Origin of the sequence: Enterobacter sp. BRE11 (assembly GCF_031844285.1) — a bacterium.
Lineage (GTDB): Bacteria > Pseudomonadota > Gammaproteobacteria > Enterobacterales > Enterobacteriaceae > Pantoea.
In genome coordinates, this window is the sequence record NZ_JAUZUX010000013.1 from 1 (window position 1) to 16,131 (window position 16,131).

At 56.9% G+C, this 16,131-nt stretch carries 17 protein-coding genes, 1 tRNA gene and 1 pseudogene; 17 read left to right on the forward strand and 2 right to left on the reverse strand.

All coding sequences use genetic code 11. From position 1 onward, the window contains the following. The 7 genes and pseudogenes from Q9R34_RS14750 to Q9R34_RS14780 form a co-directional block, all read left to right on the forward strand. Positions 1–439 (forward strand): annotated as a pseudogene (locus tag Q9R34_RS14750) (type VI secretion system tip protein VgrG); the annotation flags it as partial. A 2-nt stretch (positions 440–441) separates the two neighbouring features. Next, on the forward strand, positions 442–1,899 hold the full coding sequence (locus Q9R34_RS14755; protein WP_485894657.1) for a hypothetical protein: 1,458 nt from the start codon (positions 442–444) through the stop codon (positions 1,897–1,899). Next, complete coding sequence (locus Q9R34_RS14760) at positions 1,899–2,963, forward strand: type VI secretion protein ImpA (protein WP_485894659.1); 1,065 nt, start codon at positions 1,899–1,901, stop codon at positions 2,961–2,963. The genes Q9R34_RS14755 and Q9R34_RS14760 overlap by 1 nt, the downstream gene beginning before the upstream one ends. 780 nt (positions 2,964–3,743) lie before the next feature. Next, positions 3,744–4,454, forward strand: a complete 711-nt coding sequence (locus Q9R34_RS14765; protein WP_485894661.1) for a hypothetical protein — start codon at positions 3,744–3,746, stop codon at positions 4,452–4,454. Between the two features lie 2 nt (positions 4,455–4,456). Continuing rightward, positions 4,457–4,906, forward strand: a complete 450-nt coding sequence (gene tssE, locus Q9R34_RS14770; RefSeq protein WP_485894663.1) for a type VI secretion system baseplate subunit TssE — start codon at positions 4,457–4,459, stop codon at positions 4,904–4,906. A 13-nt stretch (positions 4,907–4,919) separates the two neighbouring features. Then, positions 4,920–5,390, forward strand: coding sequence for a hypothetical protein (locus Q9R34_RS14775; RefSeq protein WP_485894665.1), 471 nt, complete (start codon positions 4,920–4,922; stop codon positions 5,388–5,390). Between the two features lie 82 nt (positions 5,391–5,472). Next, complete coding sequence (locus Q9R34_RS14780; protein ID WP_485894667.1) at positions 5,473–6,849, forward strand: VasL domain-containing protein; 1,377 nt, start codon at positions 5,473–5,475, stop codon at positions 6,847–6,849. Positions 6,850–7,025: 176 nt separating this feature from the next. On the opposite strand, the gene Q9R34_RS14785 is transcribed toward Q9R34_RS14780, so the two are convergent. Next, positions 7,026–7,100: transfer RNA gene (locus Q9R34_RS14785), tRNA-Arg, on the reverse strand. 75 nt (positions 7,101–7,175) lie between these two features. Further along, entirely contained in the window at positions 7,176–8,093 is a 918-nt protein-coding gene (locus Q9R34_RS14790; RefSeq protein WP_485894669.1) for a formate/nitrite transporter family protein, read from the reverse strand. A 243-nt stretch (positions 8,094–8,336) separates the two neighbouring features. On the opposite strand from Q9R34_RS14790, the gene ccmA reads away from it, so the two are divergent. From ccmA to mlaA, 10 genes are read left to right on the forward strand one after another with little or no spacing between them, the layout of a single operon-like run. After that, on the forward strand, positions 8,337–8,954 hold the full coding sequence (ccmA, locus tag Q9R34_RS14795; protein ID WP_485894671.1) for a cytochrome c biogenesis heme-transporting ATPase CcmA: 618 nt from the start codon (positions 8,337–8,339) through the stop codon (positions 8,952–8,954). Beyond that, complete coding sequence (gene ccmB / locus Q9R34_RS14800; protein WP_485894673.1) at positions 8,954–9,613, forward strand: heme exporter protein CcmB; 660 nt, start codon at positions 8,954–8,956, stop codon at positions 9,611–9,613. The genes ccmA and ccmB overlap by 1 nt, the downstream gene beginning before the upstream one ends. 56 nt (positions 9,614–9,669) lie before the next feature. After that, on the forward strand, positions 9,670–10,410 hold the full coding sequence (locus Q9R34_RS14805; protein ID WP_048784707.1) for a heme ABC transporter permease: 741 nt from the start codon (positions 9,670–9,672) through the stop codon (positions 10,408–10,410). Further along, entirely contained in the window at positions 10,407–10,640 is a 234-nt protein-coding gene (ccmD, locus tag Q9R34_RS14810) for a heme exporter protein CcmD (RefSeq protein ID WP_033750637.1), read from the forward strand. Before Q9R34_RS14805 ends, ccmD begins: the two co-directional genes overlap by 4 nt. Next, entirely contained in the window at positions 10,637–11,122 is a 486-nt protein-coding gene (ccmE, locus tag Q9R34_RS14815) for a cytochrome c maturation protein CcmE (RefSeq protein WP_485894675.1), read from the forward strand. The genes ccmD and ccmE overlap by 4 nt, the downstream gene beginning before the upstream one ends. Further along, a complete protein-coding gene (locus Q9R34_RS14820; protein WP_485894677.1) occupies positions 11,119–13,077 on the forward strand; it encodes a heme lyase CcmF/NrfE family subunit in 1,959 nt (652 codons plus the stop codon). The genes ccmE and Q9R34_RS14820 overlap by 4 nt, the downstream gene beginning before the upstream one ends. Next, positions 13,074–13,628, forward strand: a complete 555-nt coding sequence (locus tag Q9R34_RS14825; protein ID WP_485894679.1) for a DsbE family thiol:disulfide interchange protein — start codon at positions 13,074–13,076, stop codon at positions 13,626–13,628. The genes Q9R34_RS14820 and Q9R34_RS14825 overlap by 4 nt, the downstream gene beginning before the upstream one ends. Continuing rightward, on the forward strand, positions 13,625–14,083 hold the full coding sequence (locus Q9R34_RS14830) for a cytochrome c-type biogenesis protein (RefSeq protein WP_485894681.1): 459 nt from the start codon (positions 13,625–13,627) through the stop codon (positions 14,081–14,083). The genes Q9R34_RS14825 and Q9R34_RS14830 overlap by 4 nt, the downstream gene beginning before the upstream one ends. Beyond that, positions 14,080–15,291, forward strand: coding sequence for a c-type cytochrome biogenesis protein CcmI (gene ccmI / locus Q9R34_RS14835; RefSeq protein WP_485894683.1), 1,212 nt, complete (start codon positions 14,080–14,082; stop codon positions 15,289–15,291). Before Q9R34_RS14830 ends, ccmI begins: the two co-directional genes overlap by 4 nt. 35 nt (positions 15,292–15,326) lie before the next feature. Further along, positions 15,327–16,091 (forward strand): phospholipid-binding lipoprotein MlaA, encoded by a 765-nt coding sequence (mlaA, locus tag Q9R34_RS14840; protein ID WP_033750623.1) that lies wholly within the window; start codon positions 15,327–15,329, stop codon positions 16,089–16,091. Positions 16,092–16,131 lie beyond the last annotated feature (40 nt).

Here is a 16,131-nt window from a genome sequence, read left to right on the forward strand (position 1 = left end):
TCTCATCTCTGCAAAAGAGATGCTGCTGGCCGGTAAAAAGCGAATACGGCTGGTGGGCGGCGGGAGCTCCATCCTTATCGAGCAGGGACAAATCAGGTACGAGACGGCGGGGACGTACACCCGCAGGGCGAGCCGGCTGGATACGGAAGGTGGGGCTTCGCAGACGGTAAAAGTGCCCTATCTACCGAGGAAGGGGGAGAACGACCTTGTTCTGAACTTCTTTGACGGGACGGTTGCTATCCCAAAAGCACCTTATACCCTCTGTTTCGACGGTGGAAGTGAACTTGCTGGCGAGCTGGATGAACAGGGATATGCCCTGCATAAGAATGTTCCGTTTGAGTCAGCAATCGTGACTTACCAGCTTCCGCCGCCTGAGCCGGAAAAGCCCTGGGCACCGTGGGATTTACTGCTGAAAAAAACCAGTATCAGGGAGGGATGAAAATGATAGATCAGGAACTGCAGCGCGCCCTAGCTTTTTACCAGCCACCGCCGCAAAGCTGGTATGACGAACTGGCCGATAAAGCGAAAGCATCCGGAGAGTGGCTGTGGGAAACGCTTCAGGGCGACTTTAACGAACAGCAGACGACCGGACAGATTGTTACCGGGACGGTTATCTCAATGATCCCCCTGGTGGATCAGATCTGCGATGTTCGTGATCTTATCGCCAACTGTAAGAAGATAAAAGAGAATGACACTGAGGTCTGGCCGTGGGTGTGCCTTGGTCTGACGCTGGTTGGTTGCTTCCCGACGCTGGGGTCTCTGGTGAAAGGCAGTGCGAAGGTGATGTTTCTGTCGGTACGAAAGGCCCACTTTAAAGAACTGAGCAAGGCGGGTAACTACAGCCGCCTGCTGGACGGAAGCATTACACAGCTTAACCGTTTTCTGGCCACCCCTGCGGTGCAGGGTACACTGCGAACGTTGCGAATATATAACCCGTATCACTATCTGGCGGGTAAACTCGATGAACTAAAAAGTATGCTCAGTACGTCGGAGTTGCTAGCGGTAATGGACAAGCTGATGAAGGTCATCCGGAGCTTGTTTGATACCGTCACTGACTGGGGGCCGGTATCATTACAGCGCTCGGTGGCGGCGCTGTGGAATACGCTTGTTTCAGTACGTAACAAAGCAAACGCCATGCTGGCAAAAGCCCTGAAGCCACTGAACGACATCCTTGAGCATCTGGCGAATCGTCTGAGGGTGGAGGGGGATAATGCGTTTCGTGCACATGTCGGTGATAACGCTCATTTCTATGGCGCGACCCGTGCCAGTGAAGAACTCGACTTCTTCAAACGTGAGAAGCCGGACTGGGTAGATGTTGGGGCAAGAAAACGGGCATATCCGGCATTAGGAAAATTTAAAGATAAGGAACCTGTTACTGAAGGTTGGCCGGATATCAGTGAAACAAGCAAAAATCCGGCGCTTATAAATAAATTCGATATTTTCGATAGCTCAATGCAGGCGGTTGAAATTCCACCGGGCACGGTTATCTATCGTGTAGTTGATCCTTCCTCCAGTGATAACAATATCTGCTGGATGCGTAAGTCTGAGTTCGACAAATTAACCAGTAAAGGCGACTGGCGCCGACGGTTTGCGGTATGGAAAAAGTGGAATGAAAACGGTGAATATGTGACCTATACCGTTCCCCCAGGACAACCCCTGAAAGTCTGGGAAGGCCGGGCTGGTACGCAGATTAATCGTGAGGCTCCTGAATATTCGCTGGAAGGCGGAGCCGTGCAGATTGTCCTGGACCCGTCGCAGTTAAAAAAAGAGTACACCGGGCCACGGCAGAAAACAGGCTGGGGCTATGGTGATGCCGCGAATGACCCGGCTTATCCCTACCTGGGCCTTCCCAGACTGGAAAACACCCATAACTGGTATGAACCAAAGGATAAAAAATAATGGCTGTCCTACATCCTCAGGAATGTTATTTGCTGGAGAAGTTTATTTCTCCTGAACATTATGCTGCTACCCGTGATGCGATTATTGCTTATATTGATGCGCATGAAGCGGCGTTTGCTCGTTATCTGCGGGAAATGCCGTTAAACAGCCGTAAACTGCCTTTATGGCAGCAGGCTGATATAGTGTGGGGGAATCGCGTGTTGCCTAATATTCGCTCTGCCAGAGAGCGTTATACAGAGGCCTTTATTCTGCGTACTCATAATAATATCAGGGCATTTAACATCGGTCATACCATGAGTGATATCGGCAAAGGCATTACAGAATGCTGGGATGGCTGGATGACGCAGGAGGAAATCGAAATAATATCTGAACTTCAGAGCATTGCGTCCAAATTAGATCGCAGATTATCCGCAACTCTGGATGCCACCTGGAATGAGGGGGATCTAACATATGATGGTTATGACGAAATTGGATATGGTGCTTATAACCTCCATGATCTTCCATCCCAGGTTCCTCGTTACGAGCTTGATCCAACAGTCCGAATAGAATTGGGTGAAAACCCTGTTCAGACGGGGATTTATCTTCCTGATATTGACTTTTCTCCGGCCCGATTTATCCCGGCTAATTTTGGTGAATCACCCGAAACTCGGCAGGGAATAAAACGAAGTGATTATGTCAGTAAAAGTGGAAAACGAAGCTACAGCTGGAAAGAATCCAAGTGGGCTAAAACAGGCTGGACGCTGATCCGTCGTATCGAAGGTGAATTTATCGATGTGCCGCCGGGTGGTTTTTTTCCAGAGGGGAAACCGGAAGAGCTTTATAACTGGCCACAGCGTGAAAAGAAAATTTGGGCGGAGGAAAGGGAACATATTACCTGCTGGAGCGGCGCTTTTGCACCGTTTAGTGGTCGCTGGGCGACCATTATTAACGGTGCAACGCAATATACTCACACTCAGGCTGGACAGGTCATGCCGGAATTTGAAGATAAGCATGGTAATAAACACCGCGCTTGCTGGTCATTACTTGAAAGGGAGGATGGAGGTAATGCTTTTAGCCACTCCTGATGAGAAAAACGGATTTCATCAGTAACCCGCTATTGCGATGGAATTATTCCTGATGAATCGGACTATTTTCTGGATGATGAATCGGGTAAACGCATTACCTGCTCAAGCGGAGAACGCTGTCCGCACTCTGGATGCTGGGCAACACTTACCGGAGGGCATCAGCAGTTTATTGATGTTCAGGCAGGCACGTTGATGCCAGAGGCCGCGAAGTATCAGCGTAACAGGTGCACGCCTGAAACACGCATCCCGGCGGAGTGGAGCCTTATTCGCAGGGATGACGGCGGGAGTATTTATTTGCAACATGAAGAAAAGTAAATATTAGTTATCTCTCTGAATATTGCGGGCCAGCTCACCGCCCGTCTTAAAATCAATGAGAAAAATATCCTGTATGCGCACCTCGATAAAACGGAGCGCTACCGGATGAGGCTGGACTTCAGCCGTGAAGACGCAGAACCCGGTTATAACTGACCGAGGCAGAAAACAGGCTGGCATAAGGTTGTGCAGCTGACTATTCTGTTTATCCATATAAGGATCTGCCAAAAAAGAAAAATATTCATATCTGGTGCGAATTATAGGATGAAAATAATGGGGTTATTACATCCACAGGGATTTGATTTGCTGAGGTTTTATTTCGTCCGAAAACTGTGCAGATGCCCGTGATGCGATTGTTGCCTGTGCCGTTGCTCATGAGGAAGGCATTTCCCGTTATTTGCAAGAAATACTGTCAAGCAGTCGTAAACGGCCTTTGTTGCAACAGGCTAATATAGTGAGGGGGATTGTGTGATGCTTAATATTCGACCAGGGAAAGAGCGGTATATGCAGATATATATTCTTCATGCCCATAATGATACCAGTGCATTTAATATCTTTCATGCCATGAGTAATACAGGAAAAGGCATTGCTAAATGCTGGGATGGCTGGATGATGCGCTATGAAATTGAACATTCAGTTCGTATAGAAGCAGAAGAAAAAACAGTCCAAACAGGTATCTTTCTACCAGATACAGAGTTTGCACCAGCATGCTTTATACCAGCCAATTACGACCCTTCTTCAGAAGTATATCAGGGTATTGAACGAAGTGATTATGTTGAAATCGATGGGTGGCCTGGTTACAGCTGGAAAGACTCCGTATGGGCCAAAACAGAATGGATTCTGATCCTTTGCATTGAAGGTGAATTAATTGACGTTCCGCCTGAAGGTTTTTTCCCTGAAGGCAGACTTGAAGAACTTTATAAATGGCTCAGGCGAGAGAAGGAGTTGCTGCAAGAAAAAAGGGTTCGCATCACTCGCTGGAGTGGTGATGTTGCTCCATTTTACGCTCGTCGGGATACAACAGTTAGTGGTACGACACAATACACTCAGATTCGCGCAGGACAGCCTATGCCAGAGTTTGATGATGTACACGGCAAGAAGCACCGTGTCTGCTGGTCACTGCTGGATCGTAATGATAAAGGCAGTGTGTCTGTGAGCACTACAGGTGGGCAGTACTGACGATGCCGAGAAATAGCCCTTCTTTATGTGAGATGCTTTACGGTAATTTTGTTGGCGATCTCGACCTTCAAAATATCAGTGAAGAAAATCAGGTCATCCTGTCGGTGCTGGATAATATGCAACGGATCCTTAACTGTCGCGCCGGCACACTGGCGCATTTACCGGACTATGGCCTGCCCGATATGACCAAAATAGTGCAGGGCATGCCGGGTACCGCTCACCAGCTGCTGCATATTTTTTCCGAAGTGCTGCTCAAATACGAACCGCGCCTGAAAAGTATCAATGTCATTCTGCTCGACCAGAAACTCCCCGGCGAATTGCGTTACGCCATTGATGCCGAGCTAAAAGGCATTGGCCTTGTCCGCTACGACACAAAGTTTATGCCGGAAGGGCGAGTGTTACTCCGACATCTTAAGCAACAGCAGTATCTGGACAACGCAACCCGTCTGTAAGGCGTGATAAACCATGTCAGTAAAATCACAATTTCTCCAAAAATTGCAGTTCAGACAGCCTGCTCTGGCTTTATCTGTTAGTAAGTGTCAGGCCGATATTGCGGAGTTTCGCCTGCGAATGACACAGCTTCAGGAGCAGATGGACACGTGGCTGGAGGGGACCGGGCTGAATCTGGAGGCGCTCAATACATCCGTTATGGACCTGCTGGTTGAAGGAGGGGCTTTTGATATTGCTGCCCTCATTCTGCGCATAGACGATCGATCTGTAAAATTTGTGCCGACATTTCTCTATGACCAGAGCGTTAACGGGTGTGTGGATGTGACGCTTCACGCAGATGGGAGTGTCACTTCAGTGGGGCGTTTATTCATGAGGACAGGGCAGCTTAACGAGTGGAGGCTGACTCATCCGGGGGCACCGGTACTGCCCGGAGAGCATTTTGACGAAGACGCGTTTTTTGGTCTGATTTTATCGCTGCTGCCATAGCAGGACTGAAGTATCCGCCAACGCGCGTGAAGACGCCTAAAAAGAAAACATAGCCTCGTAATCCTGACAGGGATATTCAGCCATGAATAACAAGACCCCAAGTAAAATCAAAACCGGCAACGACCCGCGCACGCTGCCGGATTATGCCGCCCTGCGCGAAGAACTGAGTAAGCTGACCCATCCGGCTCGTCCGGATGTGAGCTGGCAGTATGTCGAAAAACTCTGCCTCTCGCTGTTTGAGCAGAACGGCGTGGAGCTGCAAACGGCGGCCTGGTTCACCCTGGCGCGTACACACCTGGGCGGCTTATCAGGGCTTAATGAAGGTCTGGCAATACTGGAGGCGCTGATCTGCCATCAGTGGGGGACGCTATGGCCGCAGCCAGTCCATGTCCGCATGGAAATCCTCAACCTTTTAAGCCAGCGCCTGCAGCAGCAGATGCGCGCCCGCCCGTTAACGACCAGCGACCTCAGTCTGTTGTATCGGGCAGAGCAACTGCTTTCCAGTCTGGTTGCGACGCTGCAGCGCCTGGAGCCTGAGCAGCGGAGCCAGCTTGATGCGTTGCGTAATCTATTGCATCACAATGCTGTCAGGCTAAAAACAAACGCGGACATAACCAGCATAGGGCCGAACATTCAGCCAGGTATCGTTTTGCCAGACAAGGTGAAAAATAAGGTGGCAGCCGCAGCGACAGTACCTGCTGGCAGCCTGCCTGAAGATACGCCAGACGAGCCTGCGAAGCGGGTGTACGTTGCGCAGCCAGAACGTCAGGCGAACAGGGAAGTAGAGACAGCACAGCTTGCGTCGGAAAAAAAATGGAAATCCTTCGCAGCCGGAATGTGTACCATGCTGGTGATAAGCAGCAGCGTGGCGTGGGGCTGGCACTATCTTCACCGGCCAGATTCGCTACAGACTCAGCTTGCTGTCTCCCTGGCTCCGTTACCCGCACCCCTCGCCTCTGAAAAGCTGGTTATGCTGCGCCAGCAAGCTCCGTTGCCGAAGGATCTTATTGCCCAAACAGAGCAGCAGCTTGCCCGGCTGGATAAACTTCCGCCTGACTGGAATATCGCTTACGCCAGCAAACTGACAGAACAGGCTCAGGCGCTGTGGCCGGAAAAGGCCGATCCTCTGATGAAGCAGTGGCAGCAGCAGATTAACATCTCCGCGCTGCCAGCGGATGCCATGAACGGCTGGCATGAAGGAATGGCCCAGCTTCAGGCCCTTACCGATAAGCTGAACAGGCTTGACGGTCAAAGGGGAAAATATCTCACCGTCAGTGAGCTTAAATCACAGGTCTTTGGCATGCTGACGAGCTTCAGGCAGACCGTGCCGGTGGAAGAACAGCTTCGTCTGCTGAAACAGTTGCCTGAGGACTCGCTGCAGCGTCAGCAGCAGATTCACCTGGTTGAGCAGCGCCTCCGGGCTCAAATCTACACGCTGGCGCAGGAAAGACAGCGTTGATGATGCAAAGCATTAAGTGGCCGTGTTGAGGGATAACAGAAATTTTATCGTAAAAGCGCTTATGGATTCACGTCGAGATGGGTGGGTATCAGTTGACGTCGCATCGCCAGAGGAAGGGGGAATCGCGAGTTGTAAGGGTTTTTACTGAATGCGTCAGGAGTCAGGAGAGCTGCATATGGCGTCCCCTGCAGGAATCGAACCTGCAACTAGCCCTTAGGAGGGGCTCGTTATATCCATTTAACTAAGGGGACGGCGGCGCGCAGTATAGCGCAAATGCGCCGCAAGAATAACCCAACTGCGGCGCGTTTGCTCATTTCCTCAACAGCTTAGCGCTGTTTTTCCTGCTGCTTCTCTTCGCGCTGTTTCGCTTTCGCTTCGGCTTTCGCCGCCTCGCTCATATCGTTACGGATCTGTGCATGGCTGATCAACGCAAAAATCAGCGTGCCGCCGGTGATATTTCCCAGCAGCGTCGGCAGCGCGAACGGCCAGATAAACGCATACCAGCTAAGCTGTCCGGTGAAGACCAGATAGAGGATCTCCACCGAACCCACCACGATATGCGCCAGATCGCCCAATCCCACCAGCCAGGTCATCATCACGATCACAATCAGCTTGGTGGCACCCGCCTGCGGCATCATCCAGACCATCGTGGCGATAATCCAGCCGGAAATCACCGCATTGGCGAACATCTCGCCGGGCGTGTTTTCCATCACTTTCTGGCTGATGGCGCTAAAGGCCTGGCGCGTCGCGTCATCAAAAATGGGCATCTCCGCAAAGGCGAGGGAGGCGAGAGCGGTGCCGATCAGGTTGCCGAGCAGCACCAGACCCCACAGCCGGAGCAGCAGGCCGACATTGCCCAGCGTCGGTTTATGCATCACCGGCAGCACCGCCGTCACCGTATTCTCGGTAAAGAGCTGCTGGCGCGCCATAATAACGATAACAAAGCCGAAGGTGTAGCCCAGGTTTTCCAGCAAAAAGGCGCCGGGCAGGCCGTCAAGATGCACCTGAAAAATACTCTTCGCCATCAGCGAGGCGCCCATCGACAGACCAGCCGCAATGGCTGACCAGAGCAGTGCCATCCCGTCGCGCTCCAGCTCCTTTTCGCCATCCTGACGAATCTCTTCATGTATCGCCGCCGCACGCGAGGGCAGGGCGTCCTCATCTACCTCAATCTCAGTGCCTTCTTCTTTCTCTTCGCTGTCGACATCGTTTTCATCCTGGTGAACAGATGGGGAAGGTTTCATGTTTGCTCCTTGTTATTATTGCTGCGCGTAATAAGCGTAGCCTGTTTTAGCAAGGGCGAAATGTAACTATCCTTCAGATGAAGCGTAACAAAATTTTAACGCTGAGCGTTTTTTATCCATATTCGCCTCAGAAGAGGCATAACCATCATGCGAGGCGGGCCGCGCCGCACGCCATGGGCTTCGGCCCACCGCAACCTTGTGCTATCATCCTGGCCACTTTTTTTCTGGCGCGACTCTTCCGGCATGCTCGAAGTCATTAATCTCTCTTGCGTTCGCGATGAACGCACGCTGTTCCACGGCCTGTCGTTCGGCGTGGCGGCGGGCGATATCGTACAGATCGAAGGGCCAAACGGCGCCGGTAAAACCTCGCTGCTGCGCCTGCTGGCGGGACTGAGCCGTCCGGAAGAGGGCGAGGTGCGCTGGCAACGCGAGCCGATACGCCAACAGCGCGAACAGTGGCATCAAAGCCTGCTTTTTCTTGGCCATCAGCCTGGCGTAAAAGGGGTACTATCGCCGCTGGAAAATCTGCGCTTTTATCATCCGAACCGCGATGCGGCGCAGATATTTGACGCGCTGGAGTGCGTTGATCTGCTGGGCTATGAAGAAGTACCGGTGGCGCAGCTCTCGGCGGGACAGCAGCGGCGCGTGGCGCTGGCGCGGCTCTGGCTCAGCGACGCCGCCCTGTGGATCCTGGATGAGCCGCTGACGGCGATAGATAAAGAGGGTGTGGAGAAATTAATGAAGCGCTTTACGCAACACGCCGAACAGGGCGGCTCGGTTGTTCTCACCACCCATCAGGATCTGCCAAAAAGCGCCGCGCGCGTGCGTAAAATACGGCTTACTGGCGCGGAGCGGCTCTGATGTCGCTGCGCGTGATTCAGCGCGAGCTGCGCATCGCCTTTCGCAGCGGCGCAGAGGCGGTTAACCCGCTCTGGTTCTTTCTGATCGTGATTACGCTGTTCCCGCTCGGCATCGGGCCGGAACCGCAGCAGCTGGCGCGCATCGCGCCGGGCGTCGCCTGGGTCGCCGCCTTGCTCTCATCGCTGCTGGCGCTGGAGCGCCTGTTCCGCGACGATTTTATCGACGGATCGCTGGAGCAGCTGTTGCTGCTGCCGACCCCGCTGCCGGTTACCGTGCTCGGCAAGGTAATCGCCCACTGGCTGGTGACCGGCCTGCCGCTGATCCTGCTGTCGCCGCTGGCGGCGCTACTGCTGTCGCTCGATTTCAACAGCTGGCTGGCAATGGCGCTGACGCTGCTGCTCGGCACGCCGACCTTCAGCTTTCTCGGTGCCATCGGCGTCGCGCTGACGGTTGGGCTGCGGCGCGGCGGCGTGCTGCTGAGCCTGCTGGTGCTGCCGCTGGCGGTGCCGGTGCTGATTTTCGCCAGCGCGGCGATTGACGCGGCGGGCCAGGGACTACCCATCGGCGGTTATCTGGCGATCCTTGGCGCGATGCTGATGGCCAGCGCGACGCTGGCGCCGTTCGCCACCGCCGCCGCGCTGCGTATCGCGCTGCACTGATCCGCACATGCGTCAGACATGTCGGGAATGATTTTTTAACCTGTGAGCAATGCAACATGTGGAAATGGTTACATCAGCTGGGAAGGCCGGAGCGGCTCTATCAGCTCTGCGGGCGTTTAATTCCCTGGTTTGCCGTGGCGGGCGCGGCGACGCTGCTGCTCGGCTGGATCTGGGGCTTTGGTTTCGCGCCGGCCGACTATCAGCAGGGCGATAGTTTCCGCATTATGTATATCCACGTTCCGGCGGCGATGTGGTCGATGGGCGTTTACGCCGCGATGGCGGTTGCCGCGTTTACCGGCCTGGTGTGGCAGATGAAGATGGCGGATCTGGTCTCTACCGCGATGGCGCCGGTCGGCGCGGTCTTTACCTTTATCGCCCTGATCACCGGCTCCGCCTGGGGCAAGCCAATGTGGGGCACCTGGTGGATCTGGGACGCGCGCCTGACCTCGGAGCTGGTGCTGCTCTTCCTCTATATGGGCGTGATAGCGCTCTATCAGTCGTTTGACGACCGCCGCACGGCGGGACGCGCGGCCGGCATTCTTATCCTGGTCGGCGTGGTCAACCTGCCGATCATTCACTTCTCGGTACAGTGGTGGAACACCTTACATCAGGGCTCGTCGGGCATTCTGCAGCAGGCGATTGCGCCGAGCATGCGCACGCCGTTGCGCTGGGCGATCCTCGGCTATCTGCTGCTGTTCGTTACGCTGACGCTGATGCGCCTGCGTAACCTTATCCTCTACACCGAGCGTCACCGCCCCTGGGTGGCGAACCTCGCCAACGGAGGCCGCAAAGCATGACGCCAGCTTTCTCTTCCCTCTCCGCCTTTTTCGCCATGGGCGGCTACGCCTTTTACGTCTGGCTGGCGGTGATCTGCACCCTTGTTCCGCTTGGCGGGCTGCTGCTGCATACGCTGCTGCAGCGCCGCCGCCTGCTGGCCGAGATCCGCCAGCGTCAGTCCAGGGAGCGCCGCATCCGTTCGGCGAAAATGAAACAAGCCGCCGGTGAAGCGGCAGGAGATCCAATGTGAATACCCGTCGTCGTCAGCGCCTGTACGTTGTTGTGGCGATCCTGGTGGGGCTGGGCCTCGCCACGTCGCTGGTTATGTATGCGCTGCGTTCCAATATCGACCTCTTCTACACGCCGAGCGAAATCCTCTTCGGCAAAGGCGAGGATCATCAGAAGCCGGAAGCGGGGCAGCGCCTGCGCGTCGGAGGCATGGTGATGCCGGGCAGCGTGAAGCGCGACCCGAATACGCTGGCCGTCTCCTTTAAGCTTTACGACGCCAACGGCGTGGTCAGCGTCAGCTTCGAAGGCATTCTGCCGGACCTGTTCCGCGAAGGGCAGGGCGTCGTCGCGCAGGGCGTGCTGGAAGAGGGCAACCTGGTCAACGCCAAAGAGGTGCTGGCGAAGCATGACGAGAAGTACACGCCGCCGGAAATCGAGGATGCGATGAAGAAGAATCACAAGAGCCCGCAGGCGCTGGCGGAACAGGCGAGAACCCAGTCATGATGCCAGAAGTTGGAAGTTTTCTGCTCTGCCTGGCGCTGGGCATCGCGCTGCTGTTGAGCGTCTATCCGCTGTGGGGCGCAGTGCGTCAGGACGCGCGCCTGATGGGACTGGCGCGCCCGCTGGCGAGTGGGCTTTTCCTCTGCATCGCCGGGGCGTTCCTCGTGCTGGTGCACGCCTTCGTGGTCAACGACTTTACCGTCGGCTACGTAGCCGCCAACTCCAATACGCTGCTGCCGGTCTATTACCGCATCGCTGCAACCTGGGGCGCGCACGAAGGTTCGCTGCTGCTCTGGGTACTGCTGCTCAGCAGCTGGACGCTGCTGGTGGCGATATTCAGCCGCGGCATGCCGCAGGATGCGCTGGCGCGCGTGCTGGCGGTGATGGGAATGATCAACCTCGGCTTTCTGCTGTTTATTATTCTCACCTCGAATCCTTTTACCCGTACGCTGCCGGACTTCCCCATCGACGGGCGCGATCTCAATCCGATGCTGCAGGATATCGGCCTGATCTTCCATCCGCCGCTGCTCTACATGGGCTACGTTGGCTTCTCGGTGGCCTTCGCCTTCGCCATCGCCTCGCTGATGGCGGGTCGGCTGGATACCGCCTGGGCGCGCTGGTCGCGGCCCTGGACCACGGCGGCCTGGGTGTTCCTGACCATCGGCATCGTGCTCGGCTCGGCGTGGGCCTATTACGAACTCGGCTGGGGCGGCTGGTGGTTCTGGGATCCGGTCGAGAACGCCTCCTTTATGCCGTGGCTGGCGGGCACCGCGCTGATGCACTCGCTGGCGGTGACGGAGAAGCGCGGCACCTTTAAAGCCTGGACGGTGCTGCTGGCGATCACCGCCTTCTCCCTCAGCCTGCTCGGCACCTTTCTGGTGCGCTCCGGCGTGCTGGTGTCGGTGCACTCCTTCGCCTCGGATCCGGCGCGCGGTATGTTTATCCTCGCCTTCCTGGTGATCGTAATCGGCAGCTCGCTGCTGCTCTACGCCATTAAGGGCGGGCAGGTGCGCAGCCGCGTGCAGAACGAAACCTGGTCGCGCGAATCTTTCCTGCTCGGCAACAACGTGCTGCTGATCGCCGCGATGCTGGTGGTGCTGCTCGGCACGCTGCTGCCGCTGGTGCACAATCAGCTCGGCCTGGGCAGCATCTCCGTGGGTGAGCCTTTCTTTAACACCATGTTCAGCTGGCTGATGGCGCCGTTCGCGCTGATGCTCGGCATCGGGCCGCTGGTGCGCTGGCGTCGCGACGAGCCGCAGAAGCTGTGGAAGCGCCTGGCGCTGGCGCTGGTGGTGACGCTCGCCAGCGCCATCCTGCTGCCCTGGCTGATGCAGGATCGCATCGAGGCGATGACGGTGGTAGGACTGCTGATGTCGGTCTGGATCCTGGTGCTGACGCTGATGGAGCTGCACGAACGCGCCACGCACCGTCACGCTTTCTTCCGCGGCCTGCGCCATCTGTCGCGCAGCCACTGGGGCATGGTACTGGGCCATATCGGCGTCGGCGTCACGGTGATCGGCATCGCCTTCAGCACCCAGTACAGCGTCGAGCGCGACGTGCGCATGAAAGCGGGCGACAGCATTGATATTCACAGTTATCACTTCGTGTTCCGCGACGTGCATAACCTGCAGGGGCCGAACTACAGCGGCGGGGTCGGCATTATCGACGTCAGCCGCAACGGCAAGCCGGAAGCGGTGCTGCACGCGGAAAAACGGTTCTACACTGCGGCGCGCACCATGATGACCGAGGCGGCGATTGACGGCGGCTTCACGCGCGACCTGTACGCCGCGCTGGGCGAGGAGCTGGATAACGGCTCCTGGGCGGTGCGCATCTACTACAAACCCTTTGTGCGCTGGATCTGGTTCGGCGGCGTCTTTATGGCGGTCGGCGGCCTGCTTTGCCTGCTCGATCCGCGCTACCGCTCGCGGAAAAAAGCCGCGCGTGAGGAACGGGCATGAACAAAAAAATTCTCTTTATTCCGCTGATCCTGTTTTTGCTGCTGGCGGCGGCGCTGCTGTGGCAGCTGTCGCGCAACGCCAGCGGCGACGATCCGACCCGGCTGGAGTCGGCGCTGATCGGCAAGCCGGTGCCGCTGTTTAAGCTGGAAGCGCTCGATCGGCCCGGCAAGATCTACGACCAGAAGGTGCTCAACGACGGCAAACCAATCCTGCTGAACGTCTGGGCAACCTGGTGCCCGACCTGCCGCGCAGAGCATCAGTATCTCAACCAGCTGGCGGAGCAGGGTATTCGCGTCGTGGGCCTCAACTATAAAGACGATCGCACCAAAGCGGTGACCTGGCTTAATACGCTGGGCAACCCTTATGCGCTTAGCCTCTATGACGGCGACGGCATGCTGGGGCTGGATCTCGGCGTCTACGGCGCGCCGGAAACCTTCCTGATCGACGGCAACGGCATTATCCGCTATCGCCACGCGGGCGATCTCAACGCGCGCGTCTGGCAGCAGGAAGTGCTGCCGCTGTGGCGGAAATACAGCAAGGAGGGCGTATGAAGCGCCTGATTATTATGCTCTGCGGAGTGCTGTTCAGCGTTAGCCTGTGGGCGGCGATCGACACTTACCAGTTCGACTCGGTGGCGCAAGAGGAGCAGTACCGCGATCTCACCGCCTCGCTGCGCTGCCCGAAATGCCAGAACAACAGCATCGCCGACTCAAATGCGATGATCGCGGCGGATATGCGCCTGAAGGTATATGAGCTGATGAAGCAGGGCCAGAGCCGCCAGCAAATCATCGACTATATGGTGGCGCGCTACGGCAATTTCGTCACCTATGAGCCGCCGGTAACGCCGTCGACGCTGATCCTCTGGGTCGGCCCGGCGCTGTTCGCCGTGCTCGGCGGTCTGGTGATTGTTCTGCGCAGTCGCCAGCGTAAAACGCGCAGCGATCTGGACGATACCGATCAACAGCGCCTTGCGGCGATACTGAAACGCGACGGGAAGCTGAAATGAGCGCTTTGTGGATAAGCATTGTTATTCTGCTGGCGGCCGCCAGCGCCCTGTTTCTCGGCGCGGGCTGGCGTCAGCGCCAGGCGAGCGAGGCCGATCGCGATCGCCTGAATACCGACTTTTATCATCAGCGCCTGCGCGAGCTGGAAGAGGATGAAGCGCAGGGCGTTATCGGCGAGCGCGCCACTATGGTGAGCGAACTGCAGCAGACGCTGCTGACCGATATTCCGCCGCAGCACGCCGCGCCGTCGCGCGCCAGCGGCCGTCTGGTACTGCTGCCCGGCGTCGTAGCGCTGATCGCGGTGTCGCTCGGCTTCTATCTGAAAAGCGGCGGACTGGCGCAGGTCGCTGGCTGGATGCAGGTGCAGCAGGATTATCCGGCGCTGCGCGCGCGGGTGATGGACCCGCAGGCGAAGCCGCTGACCATGGAGGAGTTGGCGCGCCTGCAGCTTGGGCTGCGCACCGCGCTGCAGTCAGAGCCTGATAACCTGAACGACTGGACCATGCTGGGCCGTCTCGGCATGGTGCTCAACAACGCCGCCAGCGCCAGCCAGGCGTTCGAACATGCGCTGCAGCTTGCGCCCAACAACCTCTCCCTGAAGCAGGACTATGCTGAAGTCCTGACCCGCTCCAGCGATCCGCAGGATAACCGCCAGGCGGGCCTGATGCTGCGAGATATGCTGAAAGAGGAGGGCGGCAACCTGCGCACGCTCGGCCTGCTGGCGTTTAACGCCTATGAACAGCAGCAGTATGACCAGGCGATTAGCAGCTGGCAGGCTATGCTGAAACAGATCCCGGCCGACGATCGCCGCCGCGCGATGATCGAGCGCAGCATTGAACAAGCAAAAACCGACGCCGGTCAGCAGAATACGCAGCTGGCGCTGACGGTGACGCTGACGCCGGAGGCAGAAAAAATGTTACCGCCGGGCGGAGTCATGTATATTTCTGTTTCTGACGGTGTTTCACCGGTGCCCGTGGCCGTTAAGCGCTTGCCGCTGAGCCACTTTCCGTTATCGCTTACGCTGGATGACAGCAACGCCATGATGCCGGAGCGCCTGCTTTCGGCGCAGCATCAGGTGCAGGTTCGGGTGCGTATTTCCCGCGACGGCAGCGCCAGTCCGCAATCCGGCGACTGGTTTGGTCTGAGCGCGGTGACGCCCTGGGATGGTCATCAGCACATGGCTGTGGAGATTAATCAACAGCAGCCCTGAAGCGATACTTCATTAAACCGCACAGGGAGATAACAATGGCTTACCGCCTGACCAGCCTGGTTTTGGCCAGCGTCATTCTGGCTGGATGCGCCAGCTCAAAGCCGGACAGCGAGGCGCCTGCGCAGCGCAGCGATCCGCTTGAAGGCTTTAACCGCACGATGTTCAACTTTAACTACAACGTGCTGGATCCATACGTGCTGCGTCCTGTCGCGGTGGCGTGGCGCGACTACGTGCCAGTGCCGGCGCGTACGGGCTTAAGCAATTTCCTCGGCAACCTGGAAGAGCCGGCCAGCATGGTGAACTCGATTCTGGTCGGCGAGCCGCGCCAGGCAGGGATTCACTTCACCCGTTTCTTCCTGAACTCGATTCTGGGCCTGGGCGGCTTTATCGACGTGGCGGGCAAGGCGAACCCGGAGCTGGCGCGCGAAGTGCCGCACCGTTTCGGCAGCACGCTCGGCCACTACGGCGTCGGCTACGGTCCCTACGTTGAGCTGCCGGCCTACGGCAGTTTCACCATCCGCGAAGATGGCGGCGACTATGTCGATACGCTCTACCCGGTGCTGGGCTGGCTGACCTGGCCGATGTCCATCGCGAAGTGGACGCTGGAAGGGGTAGAGACGCGCGCTCAGCTGCTTGATTCTGATGCGCTGCTGAAGCAGCAGTCGGATCCCTACGCCTTTATTCGCAACGCCTATTTCCAGCGTCACGATTTCCTGGCGAACGGCGGCCGTCTGAAGCCGGAAGAGAACCCGAACGCCAGCGCGATTCAGGACGATCTGAAAGATATCGACGCGCAGTAACGGCGGTAAAAATAGCAATGGCGACCCAGGGGTCGCCATT

Excerpts from the sequence above, each read along its gene's own strand:
- Q9R34_RS14830 (WP_485894681.1), top strand. The coding sequence starts at position 13,625 with ATGAAGCGCCTGATTATTATGCTCTGCGGAGTGCTGTTCAGCGTTAGC.
- Q9R34_RS14825 (WP_485894679.1), top strand. The coding sequence starts at position 13,074 with ATGAACAAAAAAATTCTCTTTATTCCGCTGATCCTGTTTTTGCTGCTG.
- Q9R34_RS14780 (WP_485894667.1), top strand. The coding sequence starts at position 5,473 with ATGAATAACAAGACCCCAAGTAAAATCAAAACCGGCAACGACCCGCGC.
- tssE (WP_485894663.1), top strand. The coding sequence starts at position 4,457 with ATGCCGAGAAATAGCCCTTCTTTATGTGAGATGCTTTACGGTAATTTT.
- Q9R34_RS14805 (WP_048784707.1), top strand. The coding sequence starts at position 9,670 with ATGTGGAAATGGTTACATCAGCTGGGAAGGCCGGAGCGGCTCTATCAG.
- Q9R34_RS14775 (WP_485894665.1), top strand. The coding sequence starts at position 4,920 with ATGTCAGTAAAATCACAATTTCTCCAAAAATTGCAGTTCAGACAGCCT.
- ccmA (WP_485894671.1), top strand. The coding sequence starts at position 8,337 with ATGCTCGAAGTCATTAATCTCTCTTGCGTTCGCGATGAACGCACGCTG.
- Q9R34_RS14760 (WP_485894659.1), top strand. The coding sequence starts at position 1,899 with ATGGCTGTCCTACATCCTCAGGAATGTTATTTGCTGGAGAAGTTTATT.
- Q9R34_RS14790 (WP_485894669.1), bottom strand. The coding sequence starts at position 8,093 with ATGAAACCTTCCCCATCTGTTCACCAGGATGAAAACGATGTCGACAGC.
- ccmI (WP_485894683.1), top strand. The coding sequence starts at position 14,080 with ATGAGCGCTTTGTGGATAAGCATTGTTATTCTGCTGGCGGCCGCCAGC.
- mlaA (WP_033750623.1), top strand. The coding sequence starts at position 15,327 with ATGGCTTACCGCCTGACCAGCCTGGTTTTGGCCAGCGTCATTCTGGCT.
- Q9R34_RS14755 (WP_485894657.1), top strand. The coding sequence starts at position 442 with ATGATAGATCAGGAACTGCAGCGCGCCCTAGCTTTTTACCAGCCACCG.
- ccmB (WP_485894673.1), top strand. The coding sequence starts at position 8,954 with ATGTCGCTGCGCGTGATTCAGCGCGAGCTGCGCATCGCCTTTCGCAGC.
- ccmD (WP_033750637.1), top strand. The coding sequence starts at position 10,407 with ATGACGCCAGCTTTCTCTTCCCTCTCCGCCTTTTTCGCCATGGGCGGC.
- Q9R34_RS14820 (WP_485894677.1), top strand. The coding sequence starts at position 11,119 with ATGATGCCAGAAGTTGGAAGTTTTCTGCTCTGCCTGGCGCTGGGCATC.